This window comes from Streptomyces sp. NPDC052301, from assembly GCF_044593395.1.
Lineage (GTDB): Bacteria > Actinomycetota > Actinomycetes > Streptomycetales > Streptomycetaceae > Streptomyces.
The window spans coordinates 704525-721147 of record NZ_JBIUBE010000003.1; the positions used below are offsets into that span (position 1 = coordinate 704525).

At 73.7% G+C, this 16623-nt stretch carries 15 protein-coding genes and 1 pseudogene; 10 read left to right on the forward strand and 6 right to left on the reverse strand.

What is annotated here, in order from left to right; all coding sequences use genetic code 11:
• The first annotated feature begins 37 nt into the window (after positions 1 to 37).
• From ACIHEJ_RS10435 to ACIHEJ_RS10445, 3 genes are all read left to right on the forward strand, one after another.
• Positions 38 to 922, forward strand: coding sequence for a hypothetical protein (locus ACIHEJ_RS10435; protein ID WP_400133863.1), 885 nt, complete (start codon positions 38 to 40; stop codon positions 920 to 922).
• A gap of 307 nt (positions 923 to 1229) precedes the next feature.
• Positions 1230 to 2486, forward strand: a complete 1257-nt coding sequence (locus ACIHEJ_RS10440) for an aminotransferase class I/II-fold pyridoxal phosphate-dependent enzyme (RefSeq protein WP_400133865.1) — start codon at positions 1230 to 1232, stop codon at positions 2484 to 2486.
• Complete coding sequence (locus tag ACIHEJ_RS10445; protein ID WP_400133867.1) at positions 2483 to 3691, forward strand: MBL fold metallo-hydrolase; 1209 nt, start codon at positions 2483 to 2485, stop codon at positions 3689 to 3691. Before ACIHEJ_RS10440 ends, ACIHEJ_RS10445 begins: the two co-directional genes overlap by 4 nt.
• Positions 3692 to 4013: 322 nt before the next feature.
• Here the strand turns inward: ACIHEJ_RS10445 and ACIHEJ_RS10450 are convergent, their stop codons facing one another.
• Complete coding sequence (locus ACIHEJ_RS10450) at positions 4014 to 4622, reverse strand: DedA family protein (RefSeq protein WP_400133869.1); 609 nt, start codon at positions 4620 to 4622, stop codon at positions 4014 to 4016.
• Positions 4623 to 4639: 17 nt separating this feature from the next.
• Positions 4640 to 5413, reverse strand: coding sequence for an MBL fold metallo-hydrolase (locus ACIHEJ_RS10455; RefSeq protein ID WP_400133871.1), 774 nt, complete (start codon positions 5411 to 5413; stop codon positions 4640 to 4642).
• Positions 5414 to 5496: 83 nt separating this feature from the next.
• Between ACIHEJ_RS10455 and ACIHEJ_RS10460 the strand changes: the two genes are divergently transcribed.
• The 5 genes from ACIHEJ_RS10460 (at position 5497) to ACIHEJ_RS10480 (ending at position 11735) form a co-directional block, all read left to right on the forward strand.
• Positions 5497 to 5928, forward strand: a complete 432-nt coding sequence (locus ACIHEJ_RS10460) for a hypothetical protein (protein ID WP_400133873.1) — start codon at positions 5497 to 5499, stop codon at positions 5926 to 5928.
• 102 nt (positions 5929 to 6030) lie between these two features.
• Entirely contained in the window at positions 6031 to 8310 is a 2280-nt protein-coding gene (locus ACIHEJ_RS10465) for a phage holin family protein (RefSeq protein WP_400133875.1), read from the forward strand.
• Between the two features lie 80 nt (positions 8311 to 8390).
• Positions 8391 to 9452: an ATP-binding protein gene (locus ACIHEJ_RS10470; protein WP_400133877.1), complete on the forward strand. Its 1062-nt coding sequence runs from the start codon at positions 8391 to 8393 to the stop codon at positions 9450 to 9452.
• 56 nt (positions 9453 to 9508) lie between these two features.
• Positions 9509 to 11242, forward strand: a complete 1734-nt coding sequence (locus ACIHEJ_RS10475) for a hypothetical protein (RefSeq protein ID WP_400134027.1) — start codon at positions 9509 to 9511, stop codon at positions 11240 to 11242.
• 67 nt (positions 11243 to 11309) lie between these two features.
• Positions 11310 to 11735, forward strand: coding sequence for an OsmC family protein (locus tag ACIHEJ_RS10480; protein ID WP_400133880.1), 426 nt, complete (start codon positions 11310 to 11312; stop codon positions 11733 to 11735).
• A 331-nt stretch (positions 11736 to 12066) separates the two neighbouring features.
• Here ACIHEJ_RS10480 and narJ read toward each other — a convergent pair whose 3' ends face one another.
• The 4 genes and pseudogenes from narJ to ACIHEJ_RS10500 all read right to left on the reverse strand — a co-directional run bounded on the left by narJ (position 12067) and on the right by ACIHEJ_RS10500 (position 15019).
• Positions 12067 to 12561, reverse strand: a complete 495-nt coding sequence (narJ, locus tag ACIHEJ_RS10485) for a nitrate reductase molybdenum cofactor assembly chaperone (RefSeq protein WP_400134031.1) — start codon at positions 12559 to 12561, stop codon at positions 12067 to 12069.
• Positions 12562 to 12596: 35 nt separating this feature from the next.
• Positions 12597 to 13031 (reverse strand): annotated as a pseudogene (locus ACIHEJ_RS10490) (nitrate reductase subunit alpha); the annotation flags it as partial.
• Positions 13032 to 13212: 181 nt separating this feature from the next.
• A complete protein-coding gene (locus ACIHEJ_RS10495) occupies positions 13213 to 14076 on the reverse strand; it encodes a helix-turn-helix domain-containing protein (protein WP_400133882.1) in 864 nt (287 codons plus the stop codon).
• 97 nt (positions 14077 to 14173) lie between these two features.
• Positions 14174 to 15019, reverse strand: a complete 846-nt coding sequence (locus tag ACIHEJ_RS10500; protein ID WP_400133884.1) for a helix-turn-helix domain-containing protein — start codon at positions 15017 to 15019, stop codon at positions 14174 to 14176.
• A gap of 28 nt (positions 15020 to 15047) precedes the next feature.
• Here ACIHEJ_RS10500 and ACIHEJ_RS10505 point away from each other — a divergent pair, with 28 nt between their 5' ends.
• The gene (locus ACIHEJ_RS10505; protein WP_400133886.1) at positions 15048 to 16217 is read left to right on the forward strand and encodes an ADP-ribosylglycohydrolase family protein; all 1170 of its coding nucleotides are present in this window, start codon (positions 15048 to 15050) and stop codon (positions 16215 to 16217) included.
• Between the two features lie 100 nt (positions 16218 to 16317).
• Entirely contained in the window at positions 16318 to 16623 is a 306-nt protein-coding gene (locus tag ACIHEJ_RS10510) for a 4a-hydroxytetrahydrobiopterin dehydratase (protein ID WP_400133888.1), read from the forward strand.

Here is a 16623-nt window from a genome sequence, read left to right on the forward strand (position 1 = left end):
CGGCCGCACCGCCGACGCCCTTCGAGGAGCCCCTCCCATGCGCCGCACCGCCCGTGCCCTTTCCGTCGCCCTCGTCGCCGGTGCCGCGCTCGCCCTGACCGGCACCGGCGCGGTCGCGGCCCCCGCCGCCGATACCCCTCCCGTGGCCTGCGACACCGTCCCCGGCCCGGCCCTGGCCCCGCTCGACGACGAATCCGCAGCTCTCGAGGACGGCACCGTGCAGCCGTCCCCGGCCGCGGGCACCGCCGGCAGGGCCGCCGGTCCCCCCTACCGCGGCACCGTCCGCACAGCCGCCGGCCGGCCCGCGACCGGCCCTTCGGACACCGGCCCCTCGGACACCGGCCCGGACTCGGTCCCGACCGCCGACGGCACCTGCCCGCCCGCACCCGGCGCGGCCCGCGAGCAGACGGGCGCCCCCTACACCCCCACCCACGGTGACGACGACGCCGACGGCGCCTGCACGGCCGGCAAGCAGTGCGACGACGACACCCATCAGGGCGGCGATACGGGCGCGGCCTGCGGGGAGGGCCGGCAGCCCTGCCAGGACGGCGGTGCCCAGTGCAGGGACGGGCAGGCCTGCCCGGAGCGGTCCCCGTGCAAGGCCGGGGCGCAATGCTCCGGCGACGACGGGCACCAGGGCTGCACCAAGCCGGAATCCTGCACCGACGACGACCACGGGTGCGCCGCGTCCGACGCCGCCCCCTGCCCCGACGAGCACACCTGCGGCGCACCCCACGACACCGACGGCTGCGCCCCGGCCGGCGTCGAGCACGGAGTGCAGGCCGGACAGGGCGGCAGCTACGACCCCTCAATCCCGGCCCTCGTCGCCGGCGGTGTGCTGATCACCATCGCCTGCGCCGCAGCCGGCTACCGCCTCTACGGCCGCAGACGATCCTCGGACCGCCGCACCACGGACCTGTGACCGGCACGACGCCCGGAACCGCCCATGGACCGCCGCCCGGCGGGTACACACCCTCCCGAGGACCCCGGCACCGGACACCCGCCCCGCCCGCACCGACGGCACCACCCGCCCGACCCCGACCAGCAGCACCCCAGACGACACGGCACCCGGTCCCGGAACCCGGGACGACAGCGCGCGAGAAGACCGCACACGGCAAGAACACCGCACACGGCGAAAACACCACACACGGCGAAAACACCACACACGGCGAGGACGGAACGGCCCCGGCGGGCCGGCACACGGCACCACGGACTGCGCGGAGGCGGACATGCGGCGGACGGACCCCGAGGGCCACGGCCCCGTCCGCTACGGCCCGCCCCTGCCCGGCGACGGCCTGCCCGTCCTCCCCGAACTCTCCGCCGTGCTCGCCGCCGCCGCGAGCCGCACCGACGCCCAGCCCGTCGGCGGTGCCCCCGCCCTGCTGGAGGCGGCCTGCGGCTACTGGACCCGGCGCGGACTGCCCACCGTCCCCGACCAGGTGGCCGCGGGTCCCGGCGCCCCCGCGCTGCTGCTGGCGCTGACCGCCGCACTCGCCGGCGACGGCGCCGACGTACTCGCCCCACGCCCCTGCGCCGCCTGGTGGGCGCCGTACGCCCGGCTCCTCGGCCGTCCGGTCTTCCATGTGCCGACCCCCGCCGAAAGCGGCGGCGTCCCTGACCCCTACGCCCTCCTGGAGACCGTCCGCCGCGTCCGCGACGAGGGCGGCGACCCACGGCTGCTGGTGCTGTCCGTCGCCGACGACCCGACCGCCACCGTCGCCCCGCCCGAACTGCTGCACGAAACCGTCGAGGCCGCCACCGGCGAGGGCCTGCACCTGGTCAGCGACGAGACCTGGCGCGACACCCTCCACCACCCGCACGACACCGTCCTGCTCAGCCCCGCCGAGATGCGGCCCGACCGGGTCACCGTCGTCACCGACCTCGCCGGAGCCCTGCTCCCGCCCGGCTGGCCCGCCGCCGTCGCCCGCTTCCCGGCGACCGAGGACGGAACACGGCTCCACGCGCGCGTACTCGACATCCTCACCGCGCTCGGCGCCCGCATCGCCGGCCCGGTCGCCGCAGCCGCCGGATACGCCCTCGACGAACCCCCGCCCGTCACCGACCGCCGCGACGCCACCGTACGGCTCCACGCGCGCGTCGCCGCCACCGCGCACGCCACGCTCGTCACCGCCGGCGCGCTCGCCCGCCCGCCCCAGGCCGGCCGTCACCTGTACGCCGACCTCGCCCCGCTGCGCGAACCCCTCGCCGCCCGAGGCGTCGGCGACGCACAGGAACTGGAGGACTTCCTCACCGCCCGGCTCGGCATGCCCGCACCCGGCGGCCACCGCTTCGGCGACGACCTCGGCGCACTGCGCGTACGGCTCTCCACAGGACCCCTGCTGGGCGGCACGGACGAGGAGCGCATGGAATGCCTCACCTCGCCCGAACCGCAGGAACTGCCGTACGTGCACCGCGCGTTGACCTCCTTGACGTCGGTCCTCGACGACCTCCGCGACGACGCTCAGCGATGGGAGCCTCCTCGATGACGCAGCAGACGCATGAGCCCGGATCGGCCACGACGACCACGACGGCCCCGACGGCCCCGACGAAGACCACGCCGACCATGCCCACCACCGCGTCCACGACACAGGCCACCCCGACGAACACGAGAGAGACCACTGCGACGCCCGCGGGGACAACCACGCCGGCAGGGCCGACAGGCACCCCGAGGCCCACTCCGGCACCCCCTTTCCCCCCGCTGGCCGAGCCCCGCCCCCTCGGCGAACACCGCGTCTGGCCTCGCACGTTCCACGACCGGCTCACCGCGCCCCTGCCCGGCCTGAAGGCCCTCGCCCGCTTCGCCCGCGAAGGCGCCGTACGCCCCGGCACCGACGGTCTCGCCGACATCTCCCGGCTCCCCTGCGCACCCGCCCCGCTGCCCCGTGTCGACACCCGCACCATCGCCGTCACCTGGGCGGGACACGCCAGTTGGATCGTCCGCCTCGGTGGCCTCACCGTCCTCACCGACCCCGTCTGGTCCCGCCGCATCCTCGGCACCCCCGCCCGCATCACCCCCGTCGGCGTCCCCTGGGAGGCCCTGCCGCCCGTCGACGCGGTCGTCATCAGCCACAACCACTACGACCACCTGGACGCCCCGACCCTGCGCCGACTCCCGCGCGACACCCCCGTGTTCGCCCCGGCCGGCCTCGGCCGCTGGTTCCGCCGACGCCGGTTCACCTGCGTCACCGAGCTGGACTGGTGGGAGGGCGCCGAACTCTCCGGCGTCCGCTTCGACTTCGTGCCCGCCCACCACTGGTCCAAGCGCACCCTGACCGACACCTGCCACAGCCTCTGGGGCGGCTGGGTCCTCACCGACCCCCACGGACAGCGCCTCTACTTCGCCGGCGACACCGGCTACGGCCACTGGTTCACCCGCATCGGCCGCCGCTACCCCGGCATCGACCTCGCCCTGATGCCCATCGGCGCCTACGACCCCCGCTGGTGGCTCAGCGACGTCCACTGCGACCCCGAGGAGGCCGTCCAGGCCACCCTGGACCTCGGCGCCCGCCGCATGGCCCCCATGCACTGGGGCACCTTCATCCTCTCGGCCGAGCCGGTCCTCGAACCCCTCACCCGAGTCCGGACGGCCTGGGAGAAGGCCGGACAGGAACGCACCGACCTGTGGGACCTGCCGGTGGGCGGCTCGAGAGTGCTGGACCATGCGGCCGGGGCCAGGGCGAAGGCGTCCTGACGGAGCGGCAGCGGTCGTATTCCGACGACCGCATACCGACGACCGTATCCCGCCCACCGGGCCTCGAAGGCCGCATCCAGGCCACCGCATTCGGACGACCGTATCCCGGAGATCGCATGGCGCCGACGAGATCCAGGCGACTGTATTCAGGCGACCGCATTCGGTCGACCGCACCCTGACGATCACGTACCGCCGACTGTATTCGGGCGACCGCATCCCGCCGACCGCGTTCCGGCAGCCGCATTCCAACGACCGCATTCCCACGCCCGTATTCCGATGACCGCGTTCAATCGACCGCACCCCCGCCCCCACCGCTACAGCGCTACCGCACCCGCCGTATCAGCCCCGGCACCGCGCTGACGGCCAGCGTCAACGCGACCGCCGCGGCAACCCCCTCCCACGGCTCCCTGAACAACGACCCGCCCAGTATCCCGATCACCTGATACGTGACCGCCCACGCAAGGCACGCCGCCACATTCCCCCGGCCGAACCGCCGCAACGGCCAGTCCGCCATCAGACAAGCCAGCATCACCGGTATGCGCCCCGCCGGCACCAGCCGCGACAGCACCAGCACGGCCACCCCGTGGTCGGCCAGCTTCCCCCGCGCCTGCGCAAGCCGCTCCTCCGGTGCCCGGGACCGTATCGCCTCCAGCCACCGCGACCCGCTCTTCGACCGCATCCCGCGCCGCCCCAGCCAGTACAGCGCCGCATCCCCCAGGAACGCGGCCAGCGACGCCGTGACGAACACCAGAGCCAGCGAGAACGGCGCCGTCTGATGGAACGCCACCACCGCCGCCGAACTCACCAGCGCCCCCGTCGGCACCACCGGCACCAGCGCACCGATCAACACCAGCAGAAACAGGGAGGGATAACCGAGCGCCCGCTGCGTCGCTTCCGGCGGCACGGCCGACGTCGCGGCGGCGAGCGTCACGGCACAGGCCGACCGGCTCACCGCGCGACCTCCAGCCGCACGCTCTCCCCGTGCCCCAGCTTGTGCACCGCCACCCGCGGCGCGGCCACCGCCGCCAGCCGCACGAACTCGTCACCCGGCGCATGGAACTCGTGCGGGCGCACCGCGTCCATACCGATCGGCCAGTACGTCCCGTAATGCACCGGCACCGCCACCCGCGGCGCCAACCGGGCCACCGCCCGCGCCGCCCGCCCCGCGTCCAGATGCCCCTCGCCGAGAAACGGTCCCCAGCCGCCCACCGGCAACAGCGCCACATCCACCGGCCCCACCCGCTCGGCCATGGCGTCGAACAACCCCGTGTCCCCCGCGAAGTACGTCCGCGCCTCACCCTCCACCACGTAACCCAACGCGGGGGAGCGGTGCGGCCCCACCGGCAGCCGCCGCCCGTCGTGCAGCGCGGGCACCACCCGGACCAGCACCTCACCTGTGCGCACCTCGTCCCCCGGGACCACCTCGACGACCCGCAGGTGCCGCAGCCGGCGCACACCCGGCACCGCCCGTGGTGCGCCCCGGGGTACGAGCAGGCGCGTGCCCGGGGCCAGACCGGCCAGCGAAGGCAGATGCAGATGGTCGGCATGCAGATGGGAGACGAGCACCACGTCCGCGCGGCGGGCCTCCGCGGGCGGCACGGCACCCTGGCGGCGCCGCAGATGCGCCAGCCGGCGAGCGAACAGAGGATCGGTGAGCACCCGAGTGTGCGCATCCTCGATCGTGCAGGTTGCGTGACCCCACCAGGTGATCTCCACCGGCACCTCTTCGCCTCCTTCACGCGACTCCCCGAAGCCTACGGGCAGGAGTAGGGTCTGCGGCGAAACCCGGAGGTGAGGGGGACGCCATGGGAGAGCTGCGCGGTGTCGTCGGCGCGCTCACGATGGTGCGGGTCACCGCCATCGCCAGCCTGACTCCCCTGGAGGAACTGGAGGCCGACCCCTTCCTGGTGGACTCCCGCAGCCAGCACGCGATGTGCGCCCGCTGGGCGGCCGAGCGCGGATACGTGCTGGCCCGGGAACTCCTCGTCGGCGGACTTCGTTTCGACCACTGCGCCCTGTGGGACGGGATCCGCCCGGGCGTCGACGTGTTCGTCGCGCCCAGCCTGCGCGTGCTCCAGCGGGCCCTGTCCTCGGTGGAGGAGTTCACCGCCGAATGCGCGCGGCGGGGGGTGCGCGTGGAGACCGTGGGGCGGGCCGAACCGTCCTACGACGCGCAGATGAAGGCACGGGTCCACCGCCGGCTGTCGATGCCGACGGCCGGCTACGACGGCCGGTGACGCCCCGCGCCCTGCCGACCCGCCCGAAGGGCCGTCGTGCCATATGACAAGGTGGATTGCGGCCCGGCTGTCGAACGGGCCGGGACGTGAGGTGTGCTGGGCGTGCGAGGCGTGAGATGGCGGCGGATCGCCAGTCAGATCGGGCGGAGCATCGTCGTATGGGCGGTCTCCACCCTCACCATGCTGCTCCTCGCCGGACTCCTTCCCGACTTCCGACTCCAGTCCGCCGACGGTGACAGCAGCACCCGCATCGCCGTCACCGCCGCATGCGGCGCCGGCGCCTTCGGTGTGCTCTCGGCCGTGGTCTGGCCCCTCCTCGTCCGGCTGCTGCTGCTCATCCCGGCACTGGTGCTGGGCCTGCTCGTCTTCTTCCTCAACGGCTCCCTGCTGCTGCTCGCCCTGCGCCTCAACCCCTCCGGCCGCGGCGCGGTCGCCCCGGAGACCGCCGTCATCGTGGCCGCCGCGATGTCCGCAGTCGCCTCGGCCACCGGCGCCGCCCTCGCCGTACGCGACGACGAGGCCTACCGACGCCGGCTGCACCGCCTCGCCACCCGTCGCAGCAGAACGGGCGCGCCCTGCCCGTCCGCACCCGGCCTCGTCTTCATCCAACTCGACGGCGTCGGCCACGACGTCCTCACGGAAGCGATCCGCAAGGGACAGATGCCGACGGTCGCCCGCTGGCTGGGCGCCGTCGACGGCATACATCCGACAGCCGAAGCCAGGCAGTCGACCGGCGAAGGAATACGGTCGACAGCCGAAGCCGGACAGTCGACCGGCGAAGGAATACGGTCGACGGGCGAAGATCTCCAGTGGACAGCCGACGGCATGCCGCCGGCTGTCGACGGTATACGGCTGTCAGGCGACGGCAGCCGGCCGACCGGTGACGAACTGTCGCCGACGGTCGACTGCATACAACCCACCCACCGTCTCACCCCCTGGCGCACCGACTGGTCCAGCCAGACCGGCGCCAGCCAGCTCGGCATCCTGCACGGCAGCACCTTCGACGTGCCCGCCTTCCGCTGGTACGAGAAAGACCGGGGCGAGGTGATGGTGTGCAATCGACCGACCAGCGCCGCCGAACTGCAACGCCGCGCCCTGTCGCATACAGGCGACGGCGGACTGCTCACCGTCGACGGCGCGAGCCGGGGCAACCTGTTCAGCGGCGGCGCCGGTGAACAGGCCCTCGTCCTCTCCATCGCGACCCGCCGCCGAGGCCGCGAGAACCGTTCCCGCGCCGGTTACTTCGCCTACTTCTCCGACCCGGCCAATGCCGTCCGCACCGCCCTCTCCTTCGTCGCCGAGGTCGTGCGTGAGATCGGCCAGTCCACCCGCGCCCGGTTCCGGAGGCAGCGCCCCCGGGTGTCCCGCGGCGGCCTCTACCCCTTCGTCCGCGCCTTCGCGACCGTCGTCGAACGGGACGTCGTCGTCGCCGCGGTGATGGGCGACATGCTCGCCGGCCGCACCGCCGTCTACGCCGACCTCGTCGCCTACGACGAGGTCGCCCACCACTCGGGCCCGTGCAGCCGGGACGCCGAGAAGGTGCTGCAGCGCCTCGACCGGTCCCTCGCGCTGATCGGACGGGTCGCCGAACACGCCCCGCGCCCCTACCGGATCGTCGTCCTCTCCGACCACGGCCAGAGCCCCGGCGAGACCTTCCGCTCCCGCTACGGTCTCACCCTCGCCGACCTCGTCCGGGCCGGCTGCGGACTGCACGTCCCCCGCCGCGCCGAACGCACCCGCAGCGGCGCCGAGGCCCGCGCCGCCGTCCGCGCCGCGCTGCGCCGTCCCGTGGAGGACCGCCCCGCCCGCGCCTCGGAACCGATCGTCCTGGCCTCCGGCAACCTCGGCCTGGTCTCCTTCCCCGACGTGCCCCACCGCATGACCAAGCAGGAGATCGACGCCCGCCACCCCGCCCTGCTCACCACCCTCGCCAACCACCCCGGCATCGGCTTCCTGCTGGTGGCCGACGACGAGCACGACGGCGTGGTGCTGGGCCCCTACGGCACCGAGATCCCGCTGGCCGAACTGGACGACGCATCCGGCCCGCTGGCCTGCTTCGGCCCGGGTGCCGCCGACGCCGTGCGCCGGACCCACTCCTTCCCGCACACCGCGGACGTCATGGTCAACTCCGCCCACGACCCCGCCGACGGCGAAGTCCTCGCCTTCGAGGAGCAGATCGGCTCCCACGGCGGGCTCGGCGGCGCCCAGTCCCGCCCGTTCCTGCTCTCCCCGCTGGAGCTGTCCGCGCCGGTCGGGGAAGGCGGGGAACTGGCCGGTGCCGAGCAGGTGCACCGCGTACTGCGGCGCTGGCTGCGCGAGCTGAACGGACCGCAGGTACCCGTCGGCGACGACGTCGAGGAGACCGAGGAGCAGGCCGCCTGAAAATCGGCTGCGCCCGCCCCGCCGGACACCCACACTGTTCGAGTCGTACACCACTCGAACACCCCGAGGATGTCCCCGCCTTGCAGGCTGCCGTCACCGTCACTCCCGCCCGCGTCCCCGACCTCCTCCTCGGCCTCGCCGTCGTCCGGCCCGTCTTCCTCTGGGGCGCCCCCGGCATCGGGAAGTCGTCCCTGGTCAGGGAGTTCGCCACCTCGCTCGGTCTGGAGTGCGTGAGTCTGCTCGGTACCCAGCTCGCGCCCGAGGACCTGATCGGGGTGCCGCAGATCCGCGACGGACGCTCGGTGTTCTGCCCGCCGGAGACCATCGCCCGCGACGAGCCCTACTGCCTGTTCCTGGACGAGCTCAACGCCGCCACCCCGGACGTGCAGAAGGCGTTCTACTCGCTGATCCTGGACCGCCGTATCGGGAACTACGAGCTGCCCGAGGGGTCCATCGTGATCGGCGCCGGGAACCGGGCGACCGACAACGCCCTCGCCCGGCCCCTCGCCTCCGCCCTGGTCAACCGGCTCGCCCATGTCCACCTGGAGGTCTCCGCCACGGACTGGCTGGCCTGGGCGGCCGGCAACGGCATCCACCCGTGGATCCTGGACCACCTCACCGACCGGCCCGACCACCTGTGGTCCAAGCCGCCGAAGACCGAGGAACCGTTCTCCACCCCCCGTTCCTGGCACATGCTGTCCGACGCCCTGCACTCCTTCGGCCCCGACCTCGACGAGCCCACCCTGACCGTCCTCGCGCACGGCACGCTCACCCCCGCGCACGCCGCCGCGTTCTGCGGCTACGTCAAGGTCGTCCGCAGCCGGTTCGGGATCGAGGCGATCCTGAAGGGCGACGCGCGCTGGCCGCACCGGCTGCAGGACCGGGACCTGCTGTACTACCTCGCGGAGTCGTTCCGCGGCCGGCTGGTCAAGGAGCTGCCCGCCGGCAAGGAGCACATGTCGGCGAACGGCCGGCAGGTCGCCTACCGCGCCAAGGCGCTGCTGGTGCAGCTCGCCGAGATCTCCGTCGAGGTCGCCCAGACCGTCATCGCCGCGGGCGACGACGGCAACCCCGTACTGCCCTCCTGGTTCCTGGTCGAGGCCGCCCGCGACATGCCCCGCCTGGTGGAGGCCCGGCGGTGAGCCGCACCCCGCCGCAGAAGAAACGCGACCTCGCCGGCGAGGCGTTCGCCGAAGGCATGCGGCTGCTGCGCGCCAACCCCGCCCTCGCCGCCGTCGACTTCAGCACCTGTCGCAGCGAGACCTGCACCCTCGCCCCGCGCGACGGGCTGCTCGTCGTCGACTCCGACGCCACCGTGCACGCCCACCCCGACCGGCTCGCCGACCCCGGCGCCTGGGCCTGGGCCCTCGCCCATGCCGCGCTCCACCTCGGCTTCGGACACGTTCCCGCCGCCCGGGGCCGCCGCGAGCAGCCCGACCGGTACGACCTCGCCGCCCGCTGCGTCGTCGTGAACCGTTTCCTCCTCGGCTTCCCCGTCGGCACCACCCCCGAGAACCTGCCCGCCGGCTACCCCGACGGGGACGAGGAACGGCTCGCCGCGCGCTGGCGCGCCCACGGCCTGCCGCCCGCCTACGAGCGCTGCGGCACCGCCGGCGGCGCACCCGACCAGAGGCTCACCGAATGGCAGGCATGGCAGGGCCCGGTCCCCGACCGGCAACTGGCCTTCGCCACCGCGCTGACCCGCACCGTGTCCGCCGCGATGGACATGGCAGCCGGCCGCCGCGACTCCCTCACCGGCGAACGGACCGCGCAGCGCCCGTGGGAGAAGGCCCTGGGCTGGTTCGTCTCCTCCTACCCGCTGCTCGGCGGCATCGCCGCCGGGATCAAGCTCGTCGCGGACGCCGAACTCGCCCGCGCCCACGGCATCCAGATCGCCGCCGTCGACCCCGCGGCCGGCGAGATCTACATCAACCCGCTGCGCCGCTTCGACGACGAGGAATGGCGGTTCGTCCTCGCCCACGAGATGCTGCACGCCGCCCTGCGCCACGGTGACCGCTGCGGCGCCCGCGACCCCTACCTGTTCAACGTCGCCTGCGACTACGTCATCAACGGCTGGCTGGTCGAGATGCAGGTCGGCACCATGCCGGAGGGACTCCTGCACGACCCGCAGCTCGCCGGCCTGTCCGCCGAGGAGATCTACGACCGCATCGCCGGCGACCTGCGCCGCATGCGCCGTCTCGCCACCCTGCGCGGCAAGGGCACCGGCGACGTCCTCGGCGGCCCGCTCACCCCGGTCGGCGACTACGTCGACCTGGACGAGTTCTACCGCCGCGGCCTCACCCGCGGCCTGGACGTGCACCAGAGGCAGGAGCGCGGCTTCCTGCCCGGCGGCCTGGTCGAGGAGATCCGCGCGCTCCGCCACCCCCCGCTGCCCTGGGACGCCCGACTCGGCCGCTGGTTCGACGAGTTCGTGCCCCGCCCGGAACCCGTACGGTCCTACGCCCGCCCCGCCCGCCGCCAGGCCTCCACCCCCGACATCCCCCGCGCCGGGCGCCACTTCCCGCCGGAGGAGATCGCCCGCTGCACCTTCGGCGTCGTCCTCGACACCTCCGGCTCCATGGGCCACACCCTGCTCGGGAAGGCGCTCGGCGCGATCGCCTCCTACGCCGAGGCCCGCGACGTACCGGCCGCCCGCGTCGTCTTCTGCGACACCGCTCCGCACGACGCCGGCTACCTGCCCGTCACCGAGATCGCGGGCCGCGTCCGGGTGCACGGACGCGGCGGTACGATCCTGCAGCCCGGCATCGACCTGCTGCACCGGGCCGAGGACTTCCCGCCCACCGCACCGGTGCTGGTCATCACCGACGGCTGGTGCGACGTCCTGCGGGTGCGCCGCGAGCACGCCTATCTGATCCCCCAGGGAAGTCACCTCCCGTTCACCGCGCGAGGGCCCGTCTTCAGAGTCCGATGAGCCCGGATGTGATCGGATAGGGGACACGGAAAACCCCCGCAACGGGATCCGACGGAAAGGAATCACCGTGGCCACCACACGCACCGCGCACACCGTCTGGGAAGGCAACCTGCTCGAGGGCAAGGGCGTCGTCACCTTCGACTCCTCCGGCATCGGCGAGCAGCCCGTCACCTGGGCCTCGCGCGCCCAGGACGCGAACGGGAAGACCAGCCCCGAGGAGCTGATCGCCGCCGCCCACTCCAGCTGCTTCTCCATGGCCCTCTCGCACGCCCTGGCCGGCGCCGGCACCCCGCCCACCCGGCTCGAGACCAACGCCGACGTCACCTTCCAGCCGGGCGAGGGCATCACCGGCATCCACCTCACCGTGCGCGGCGAGGTGCCGGGCCTGGACGCGGACGGCTTCGCCTCGGCCGCCGAGGACGCCAAGAAGAACTGCCCGGTCAGCCAGGCCCTCACCGGTACGACGATCACCCTGACGGCCGAGCTGGCCTGACGCTCGTACGACCCGCGATCACGACCCCGCGATCACGATGCCGCGTCCCGCCGACGGGCGCGGCATCGCCGTCTCCGGGCACCGCACGCGCGGCCCAACCGACCAGCCGCTCCCCGCCCCGCCGCCTGGGACGCGGCCCAGCTGCCGGGGATCCCGTATCCGGTAAACCGCATACGGCCGGAACAGGTCGACGTTCAGCAGCCGCGACGCGTAGAGCTACGAGGACCGCACGGTCCAGTCGTACTGGTCCTGGCGGTAGCGCCGAAGCAGGCCGGCCAGCGGCAGGACGAAGGCGATGCAGGGCAGCGCTCCGCTCCCCGGCGGGGTGCCGTCACGAGCGCGGCCCGGTGCATACAGCCGGCAATGTGGCGCATACCGCATCCAGGACGCCTGCATACGGTGTGCCGTAGTCGGTCAACCGCGTCCGCAGCTGCTCCAGCGCGACACGGTAGTCGGTCAGCAGATGCGTGTCGCCGGTCCGCGCGGTGTACTCCAGCACCGCCGGCAGGAAGTCCGGCAGCTCCTCGCCGCTGAACTCCAGCCCGGCCCGCCGGTACACCTCCTTGAAGCGGACCAGCGCCATCCCGCGCCGCCGGGTGTCGCCGTCATGCCACCAGCTCAGGTACAAGCTGGGCCGGTTGCGGAGGTCGAAGACGCGCCCGTAGTGTGCGGCCAGCTCCTGCGGCGGGGTGACGGCCGCGTGGTCGGTGAACGGCCTCAGTTGCGGGGCGGCCTCGCGCAGCAGCGGCAGCCGGGCGAAGAAGTCGTCGTCCGGGTAGGTCAGGCAGAGCGCCGCCGCCTGGTACAGCACCGCGTCCGAGGGCATCATGCCTCCTTCGCGTCGTCGCCGCGGCGGCCGGGCTGGTCCCAACGCGTTCCTGCCAGGCCGCCCTTGCCGCGGGTCTGCTGGTGACGGCGGCGCCGCCCGGGGTCGTTCCGGACGGCCGCCCCGGCCGCCACCGGATCCCGCAACGTGGCTCCGCGCGGGCAGCCGCGCGGCTCGTACTCGGGCCGGTCCGGGCCCACCGACGGACAGTCCGTCTCCTGCGTCTCCCAGGTGATGATCCCGTCCTCGGCGTACACCTGCCACCGGCAGGATCCGGTGCGGTTCACCTCGTGGGTGGAGTGCACCACCTTGTCGTGGCTCCAGCGGTCCCGGTGGAAGGCGTCCGCCTCCCGGCCGTCGGTCGGGGTCACGCTGTGCAGGTCGGGCGCGGCCGTGCCGGGCCCGAAGAACCGTCCGGCGGCCGGCCGCGCCGCACCGGGCTCCCTGGCCGGTGTCTGCGTGTCGGTCACGTGCGCTCCCTGGGCTCGCCCCTGTCTCGAACATATGGGGGAGCGCGGGCGGGCACCCGTTCGCAGACCCGTACGGGTCAACCGGGGAGCCGCGGGCCGGGGTGGCCGGGCGGCGCAGGCCGTACGGGGGAGAGATCCGGGACCGCCCGACGGCTCGGCGCGGAACGTCACGCGGCCGTGTTCACAAGTTCTCGCGGTACTCCCGCAGGACCTTCCGCGTGCGCTGGGCCGAGGCCGCGCGGGCCGTCATGTGGTCCAGCACCTCCAGATGGGCCGCGACCTCCCGGCGCGAGTCCAGGTAGAGCGCGCCGGTCAGATACTCGGTGAACACCATGTCCGGCAGCTCCGGCTCGGCGAACCGGAACAGGGTGAACGGCGCGTACGTCCCCGGGTGCGGGCCCGCCGCGAACTCGGCCAGCTGCAGGGTGACCCGGTCCCGCTGGGCGTATTCCAGCAGCCGGTCCAGCTGGTCCCGCATCACCTCGGGCCGCATGCTCACCGGGCGCACGAGCACCGTCTCGTCCATGATCACCCACAGGTGGGGCGGATCGTCCCGTTCCAGCAGCCGCTGCCGTTCCATGCGCAGCGACACATGGCGTTCGACGGTCTCCGGCCGGGTCTGCCCGATCGTCCCGGCCTCCATCACCGCGCGCGCGTACGCCTCGGTCTGCAGCAGGCCGGGGACGAAGTGCGGCTCGTAGGAGCGGATGATGCGGGCGGCGCCCTCCAGGCTGACGTACAGACTGAACCAGTCGGGGAGCACGTCGTGGAACCGCTGCCACCAGCCCGGCTCGTTCGCCTCCTCGGCCAGCCGCACGAACGCGGACGCCTCCTCCTCGGGCACCCCGTAGGTGGAGAGCAGCACCTGCACGTACGGGATCTTCAGCGCGACCTCGGCCATCTCCATCCGCCGTACGGTCGCCGACGCCACCCGGAGCACCCGGGCGGCCTCCTCCCGGCTCAGGCCCGCCGCCTCGCGCAGCTCCTGCAGCCGTTTGCCGAGCACCACCTGGCCCACGGTGGGCGCGGCCCGCCGCTCGCTCACGCCACGCCCTCCCCTACGCGCCGATGCACGCGGGCAGTCTGTCACGCCGTGCCGTCCCGCACACGCGGTCGAGACAAGCCTTATCCGCGGGGCGAGGTCAACCGGCCACCATGTGCAGGTACTTGGTGGTCGCCGCGTCCGCGGGCAGGAACGTCTCGATGGCCAGCTCGGCGACCGTGACGTCCATCGGCGTGTTGAACGTGGAGATCGACGACACGAACGACAGCAGCCGCCCGTCGTGCTCAATGAGCAGCGGCAGCGCGAAGTACGGTACCGGCTCGGCCGGTTCGGCACCCGGTGCGTCCCGCGGCACCGGATAGGCCGACACCTCCTCGTACAGGGCGCGGAGCCGGTCCGAGCGGTGCAGGGCGAGTTGCCGCTGCATCTGCTCCAGCAGATGACCGCGCCACTCCCGCAGGTTCCGGATGCGCGGCGCCAGCCCCTCCGGGTGCAGGGTCAGCCGCATCGCGTTCGGGGCCGGTTCCATCAGCTGTTGCGGCACCCCCTCCAGCAGCATGGCGATGCCCCGGTTCGCGGCGACCACCGTGTACGTGGCGTCGACCACCAGCGCCGGGTAGGGCTCGTAGCCCCGGATGAGGCGTTCCATGCCGTCGCGCAGCGCGTCCAGCGCCGGGTCGTCCAGCGGGGTCTCCGGATAGTACGGGGCGTAACCGGCCGCCAGCAGCAGGGCGTTGCGCTCCCGCACCGGCACCTCCAGGTGCTCGGCGAGGCGCAGCAGCATCTCCTCGCTCGGCCGGGACCGGCCGGTCTCGATGAAACTGATGTGCCGGGCGGAGGAGTCGGCACGCAGCGCCAGCTCCAGCTGGGAGATCCGGCGCCGCTCCCGCCAGCCGCGCAGCAGCGGGCCGACGCCCTTGTCGGACGCGGTGGCGGCACCGGAGGCGGTGGCGGACACGGAGGGGCCGGAGGCGACAATGGTCATACGGAAGACCGTAGTCGAGGAGTCGCGCATGAACGAGCCATGGAGGAAGCCCGCTTGGGAGGCCACGGTGGCGTACCGGGCCAGGGTCCGCGGCTGCCTGCTCGGCGGCGCGCTCGGGGACGCCCTGGGCTATCCCGTGGAGTTCTCCTCCCTGGACCGGATCCGCGCCTCCCACGGCGCGCGCGGGGTGACCGGTCTCGTGCCCGGCGCCCACGGCGCGGTCGGCCTGGTCAGTGACGACACACAGATGACCCTGTTCACCGCCGAGGCCCTGATCCTGGCACGCGAACGCGAACGTGAGCAGGGCACCGCGGACGGCTGGTCCCTGCTGCTGCGCCAGGCGTACGAGCGCTGGCTGGAGACCCAGTCGAGGCCGGGTCCGCAGCAACCGCCCGCGCAGCAATCGGTCCCGCAGCATCCGGGCCCGCAGCATCCGGGCTCGCAGCATCCGGTTCCCCAGCATCCCGTCCCGCCGCAGCCCGGACCCGCCGCGCCCGGCGGGCTGGTCACCGAGCCCTGGCTGTACGCCCGCCGCGCCCCCGGCAACGCCTGCCTGTCCGGCGCCGCCCGGATGTACCACCCGGACCCCGCACTCCCGCTCGACGGCAGGCCCGGCGAGGTCAACCCCGACTCCAAGGGCTGCGGCGCCGTCATGCGCTCGGCCCCCTTCGGCCTGGTCCACCCCGCCGGGACGGCCTTCGCCATGGCCGCCCGCGGCGCCCAGATCACCCACGGCCACCCCACCGGCTACTACGCGGCCGGCGCGTTCGCCGCGATCGTGGCGCACCTGGTCGCCGGGGACTCCCTGGAGGGCGCGGTCCTGCGCACCCTGCGGCTGCTGGAGCGGCATCCCGGCCACGAGGAGACCACCGCCGCCCTGCGCGAGGCGCTGGACCTGGCGGCCGAGGGCGCGCCGACCGCCGAGAAGGCCGAGTCCCTCGGCGCCGGCTGGGTCGCCGAGGAGGCTCTCGCCATCGGCGTCTACGGCGCGCTCGCCGAGCCGCGCGTCGAGCAGGCGCTGCTGCTGTCCGTCAACCACTCGGGCGACAGCGACTCCACCGGCTCGATCTGCGGCAATCTGCTCGGCGCGGTGCACGGTGACGTCGGCCTGCCGCACCCCTGGGTGGCACGCGTGGAGGGCCGGGCCCGGATCGCCGCCCTCGCCGACGACCTCGCGGCGGAGTACGCACGCGCGTGACGTGGCAGGCTGAACCTGTATCCGACGACCTGAGAGCCTGTGTCCGACGATCCGCCCCCGGACGAACCGACCTTTCCGCCCTCCTGAAGGGAGACCGGCCATGGCCGTCGAACCGCTGTCGCAGAAGGAGATCGAGGACCGGCTGGCCGAACTGCCCGGCTGGTCGGTGGACGGAGACCGGCTCACCCGCTCCTACCGGCTCGGCTCGCACTTCGCGGCGGCGGCGCTGGTCGTGCACATCGCCGGCATCCAGGACGAGCTGAACCACCACTCCGACCTCACCCTCGGCTACAACACCGTCTCGCTCAGCGTGAACACGCACAGCGCGGGCGGCGTCGTCACCGAGAACGACTTCTCCCTCGCCCGCAGGGTGGAGGACATCGCCCCAGGTCACGGCGCACACTGA

Bases quoted from the DNA above. Each gene is read 5' to 3' on its own strand.
- ACIHEJ_RS10435 (WP_400133863.1), top strand. From the start codon at position 38: ATGCGCCGCACCGCCCGTGCCCTTTCCGTCGCCCTCGTCGCCGGTGCC.
- ACIHEJ_RS10440 (WP_400133865.1), top strand. From the start codon at position 1,230: ATGCGGCGGACGGACCCCGAGGGCCACGGCCCCGTCCGCTACGGCCCG.
- ACIHEJ_RS10445 (WP_400133867.1), top strand. From the start codon at position 2,483: ATGACGCAGCAGACGCATGAGCCCGGATCGGCCACGACGACCACGACG.
- ACIHEJ_RS10460 (WP_400133873.1), top strand. From the start codon at position 5,497: ATGGGAGAGCTGCGCGGTGTCGTCGGCGCGCTCACGATGGTGCGGGTC.
- ACIHEJ_RS10475 (WP_400134027.1), top strand. From the start codon at position 9,509: ATGCGGCTGCTGCGCGCCAACCCCGCCCTCGCCGCCGTCGACTTCAGC.
- narJ (WP_400134031.1), bottom strand. From the start codon at position 12,561: ATGCCCTCGGACGCGGTGCTGTACCAGGCGGCGGCGCTCTGCCTGACC.
- ACIHEJ_RS10500 (WP_400133884.1), bottom strand. From the start codon at position 15,019: ATGACCATTGTCGCCTCCGGCCCCTCCGTGTCCGCCACCGCCTCCGGT.
- ACIHEJ_RS10505 (WP_400133886.1), top strand. From the start codon at position 15,048: ATGAACGAGCCATGGAGGAAGCCCGCTTGGGAGGCCACGGTGGCGTAC.
- ACIHEJ_RS10510 (WP_400133888.1), top strand. From the start codon at position 16,318: ATGGCCGTCGAACCGCTGTCGCAGAAGGAGATCGAGGACCGGCTGGCC.